This is a genomic window from Microcoleus sp. D2_18a_B4 (genome assembly GCF_036702475.1).
In the GTDB taxonomy this organism is placed as follows: Bacteria; Cyanobacteriota; Cyanobacteriia; order Cyanobacteriales; family Microcoleaceae; genus Microcoleus.
Genome location: NZ_JAUBTL010000122.1, coordinates 882 through 5,540, shown reverse-complemented (window position 1 = coordinate 5,540; position 4,659 = coordinate 882). Strand labels below are relative to the sequence as shown.

The following is a 4,659-nucleotide window of genomic DNA, read 5'->3' as shown; positions in this document are numbered from 1 at the left end:
ATGCCGTATTTGGTGGCAAACAAGACGATCGCATTTTTGGCGATCGCAATGGAGACACATTGTACGGCGATCGCGGTATAGACACCATAATCGGCGACAACGGCAACAACATCGACTTGACTGGTAACGACGGCGACCTGATTTTCGGCGGTTCTTCAGGCGATGCCATTGCTAGCAACCAAGGTTCCGACACCCTTTACTCCGGCAAAGCTGGCGACATCGCCTTTGGTGGCAAAGAAGACGACCTGATCTGGGGTGACAAAGGCCCAGATACCCTTTCCGGCGACAACGGAGACGACTCTGTGTTTGGTGGCGTGCTCAACTCCCTCGATAGCGACCCCGACGGCTTCGATTTACTGACAGGAGGCGATGGCAACGACTTACTTAACGGCGAAGAACAAGACGATACCTTGCTGGGTGGCAACGGACGGGATTTGCTGTTTGGAGGCAAAGGGGGCGATCGCATTTTTGGCGAAACTGACTCGGATACTCTTTACGGCAATCTAGGTTCCGACACCATAATCGGCGACTACGGCACTCAACAAGCCAGTACAATTGCCACGGATGAAGCGGACTTAATTTTCGGTAACGACATCGGCGATCTCATCGGCGGTGGCAGCGGTAACGATAGTATTTTTGGCGGCAAAGGTAACGACTTAGTTTATGGTGGCAAAGACAACGACCGGATTTGGGGCGAACTCGGTTCCGACACCATTGTCGGGGATGAGGGGGACGATTCGCTTTATGGCGGCTTGCAAAATCAGTTAGTGTCCGATGTGGATGGCCGCGACTTGCTATTTGGAGGAGAGGGGAATGACTTTCAGGGTGGGGGTGAGAGTTCCGATTCTTTGAGTGGGGGTTTTGGTAACGATACCCTTCGTGGAGGCAAGGATGACGATGTAGTACAGGGAGATGCTGGCAACGACTTGATGTACGGCGATGATGCCAGCGATATTTTGTGCGGCGATGAAGGTAACGATACCATTAGTGGCGATCGCGGGGAAAATCTGCGAGGCGCTGTGGGCTCTAACGGCCAGCAAGACTGCATCAACGGTGGCAGTGGGGATGACCTGTTATACGGCAATGAAGGTCAAGATACTCTCAATGGTGATGATGGTAATGACACTATTTACGGCGGGAAAGATAGCGATATTCTCAATGGGGGTGTTGGGGATGACTGGCTGTTTGGCGATGGGGGAGATGATACTTTGATTGGAGGTATTGGGAACGATCGCTTTGTGTTAAGCGCTAATAGCGGTATGGATACTGTGCTCAATTTTTCCGTAGGAACTGATAAGTTTTTCCTGGCTGGTGGCTTGAGTTTTGAGGCTTTGCAACTTAACTCGATGGCTAATGGCACACTGCTACAAGTTGCGGCGACTGGTCAGGTTTTGGCTCAGATTTTTGGGGCTAATAATCCTCTGAACTCTCTCGATTTTCTAACTATTTCTCGGTAAGGATAAAAGCGCATTTAATCGGCGCGCTTTTGCCGATATTCTACACGCTCGCTTTGTTAAATAAACCGGGCTTGTAGAATATTTTTAACTCAATGAACATCAAGCTCTTGACTTATTTGATGTTCGACTGAGCGACTACCATGAAATTGGTTTTAGTGAGGAATTCATTCCTGAGTAAAGTCAAAAGGCAGAATTTAGGGCGACAAAAGTTATAACGTTTACTTTACACAAACAGATATTATTTGATATGGGACTGATTGACTACCATAAAATTGGTTTGTTATCTGGACTTACGTCCTAATAAAAGTCTGAGGGGTCAAACCCCCTATTACTACAAATACGAACACTTGTCAACTAGCTTGTGAAAAAAAAAATCGCACTTCACGGCGTAATTTTCTTGCATCGCGGGCGTTTTTTTTATACTAAAAAAAATCTGCGCCTAGTCAGAGTTGGCTAAAAAACGCCTGATTTCCAAGGTAAATACAGCGAACTGCTACTTTGGGAAGATGTCGATAAAAAAAATATCGCAGTAAATTGAACTTGTTAAGTATGCGAAGCCGAGAAATTAGCAAGTAGAAATTTCCCATTAGCAATTAACAATAATATCTACCACTGAAGGTTGACAATTAACACGTCAAGGAGCTATGTAACTCATGAAAAAATTAGGGTGCAACTACTCTTCCCCAGTTCAAAAATTAAGTTACGCGACAGGCGACAAAGACTGCATAAAAGCTCGTGTGATCGGGGAGCCGTTAGCGGGCGATCGCCTGAGCGATATTTACTGTTTAACAAAAACGAGTCTTCGCGTCAAAACCGCGCCTAAAAAACATTTAGTTTGCATCGATCCGAGGGTAGAGAATTATCAGCATCTTGCCAGCGGAGTCAAACCGGGGACAGAGATAATTGTCCTGGATCAAACTCTGGACGGAGTAGAACAAATTACCGAGATTCTAGCTAAACGCAGCTTAATTGCCAGCCTTCAGATTGTTGCTCACGGCAATGAAGCTTCCGTGCAACTGGGGTCAACTGTACTAAAGGATGAAAACTTACCAAAGTACGATCGGCATTTGCAGCAGTGGCGAAAGGCATTCAGCGAAAAAGCCGATATTTTATTATTAGCGTGCAGGGTTGGGGCTGGAAAATCAGGGATTGCTTTCGTGCGGAAGCTGAGAGAATTAACAGGGGCAAATATAGCGGCTTCCAACAGTCTAATTGGCCGTGCAAAATTAGGAGGAAAGTGGCAATTAAATGTTACAGCAGGACGAGTAAAAACCGCAATAGCCTTTGAAACAAAAACCCAGGAAACTTACAGCGCTGTCCTCATTAATTTAGTGGACGAAAGTTTTCAAGACGCAAGTCTAATTGGGCCTTGGCTCTCTGGGGTCCGCGACACGGAGTCAGTGGCTCCAGCTTTAACAGCAGGAACTGGAACGGAGAGTTTTCCGGGTTTGAACATCGACCCGCCTGGCAGCGGGGCTTTGAGATTAACTTCAAGCAATTTTAACCAATCTACTTTTGTCATCTATAACAGTCAGGTACCAGTCAGCAGCGGCCTTAAAATTGTCTTCGATATATTTGCCTACAACGGCACTTCACGTCCTCCGGCTCCAGCCAATTCGACAGGGGACGGCACAAGTTTCTTTTTAATTGACGGTACGGTGACGCCAACAAAAGCTGGAGGCTTTGGAGGTTCTCTCGGCTACGCCCAAAATACAGGTGAACCCGGTTTAGTTGGAGGTTATTTAGGAATTGGATTTGATGAATTCGGAAATTTTTCAGTTGAAGATAGAGGGCGTATAGACGGAATTGGGGCGAGACCAGATTCGGTAACGCTTCGAGGTAGCGAATCTACGCAATATCAGTTTTTAACTTCTGCGTTTGTGCCGCAGGGAATAGATAATATTCCCGATACCGTAAATCCTGTGGCTCCAAACGGGCTGAACAACGCCATTACTAGCACTCGCGAAGCAGCCAGAAGAAGAGTTCAAATTATTTTGGAACCCCCCACTTCTGCAACGCCAAACCGTCTCACTGTTAACTTTGACCTCGACAATGATGGTTCGTTTACAGATGTGGGCGAGACTATTATCGACATTGACAATTTAGAGGACATAAACGGGCCAATCCCGGCAACATTCAAATTTGGTTTTGCTGGTTCAACGGGAGACGCAACAAATATTCACGACATTCGCACTTTGTCTATCCAAACTATAGACGTGCCGCCTACTACAGCAGATGTTGCGACAACGAAAAAAGGCCCGCCCGCTGCGGCACCAGGCAGCGCCATTACTTACACAGTTACGACGGTAAATAACGGCCCGGACGATGCCGAAAACGTGGTGGTTGAAGATCAATTGCCCCGAGGGGCAGTATTTGGCAGTGCCGACGGCAACGGCACTTTCAACTCGACAACGAGACTGGTTTCCTGGCGTATTCCGAATTTACCTCTTGGGGCCACAGCCACCCGCACCGTAACTGTTACGGCCCCAACTACACTCGGCCCTATTACAAACAGTGTATTCAGCAGCAGCAGCACGATCGATCCCGTACCCGCCAACAACAGCGGCAGCAGCCCGTCGGCGAGAGTCACCACCACTATTACGAACGATATTGCCGATGTAGTGACGGTCAAAAGCGGGCCCCCTACTGCGGCTGCGGGCTCGACAGTCACCTACACAATTACGGCGACTAACAGTGGGCCGAGTGCGGCAACCAATGTGGCGATCGCCGACAGCATTGTTCCTGGTTTAACAGGAGTCAGCGTGTCGGAGGGCGGAAGTTACAACGCAACTACAGGTATTGTGACTTGGACGGCGATCCCATCCCTAGCCAGCGCAGCCAGCGCCAACAGAACCGTCAGTTTCGCAGTTCCCGCCACCGGCGGCCCCATCGCCAACACTGCTAGCAGCACCTCAAATACCCCAGACCCCAATCCCGGCAACAACAACGGCAGCAGCCCCGAAGCAAGAGTCACCACCACGATCGCCGCTAGCGCCGATGTTGTTACGCGCAAAACCGGGCCCGCTACTGCGGCGGCAGGCTCGACAGTCACCTACACAATTACGGCGACTAACAGTGGGCCGAGTGCGGCAACCAATGTGGCGATCGCCGACACCATTGTTCCGGGTTTAACAGGAGTCAGCGTGTCGGAGGGCGGAAGTTACAACGCAACTACAGGTATTGTGACTTGGACGGCGATCCC

General features: G+C 49.0%; 2 protein-coding genes. Both read left to right on the top strand.

The features are described 5' to 3' along the window. The coding region (locus QUB04_RS32110; RefSeq protein ID WP_333290709.1) for a calcium-binding protein at positions 1 to 1,457 on the top strand (1,457 nt) is incomplete at its 5' end. Between the two features lie 653 nt (positions 1,458 to 2,110). After that, positions 2,111 to 4,659, top strand: a 2,549-nt coding sequence (locus tag QUB04_RS32105; RefSeq protein ID WP_333290708.1) for a DUF4347 domain-containing protein, incomplete at its 3' end; no start/stop codon positions are given.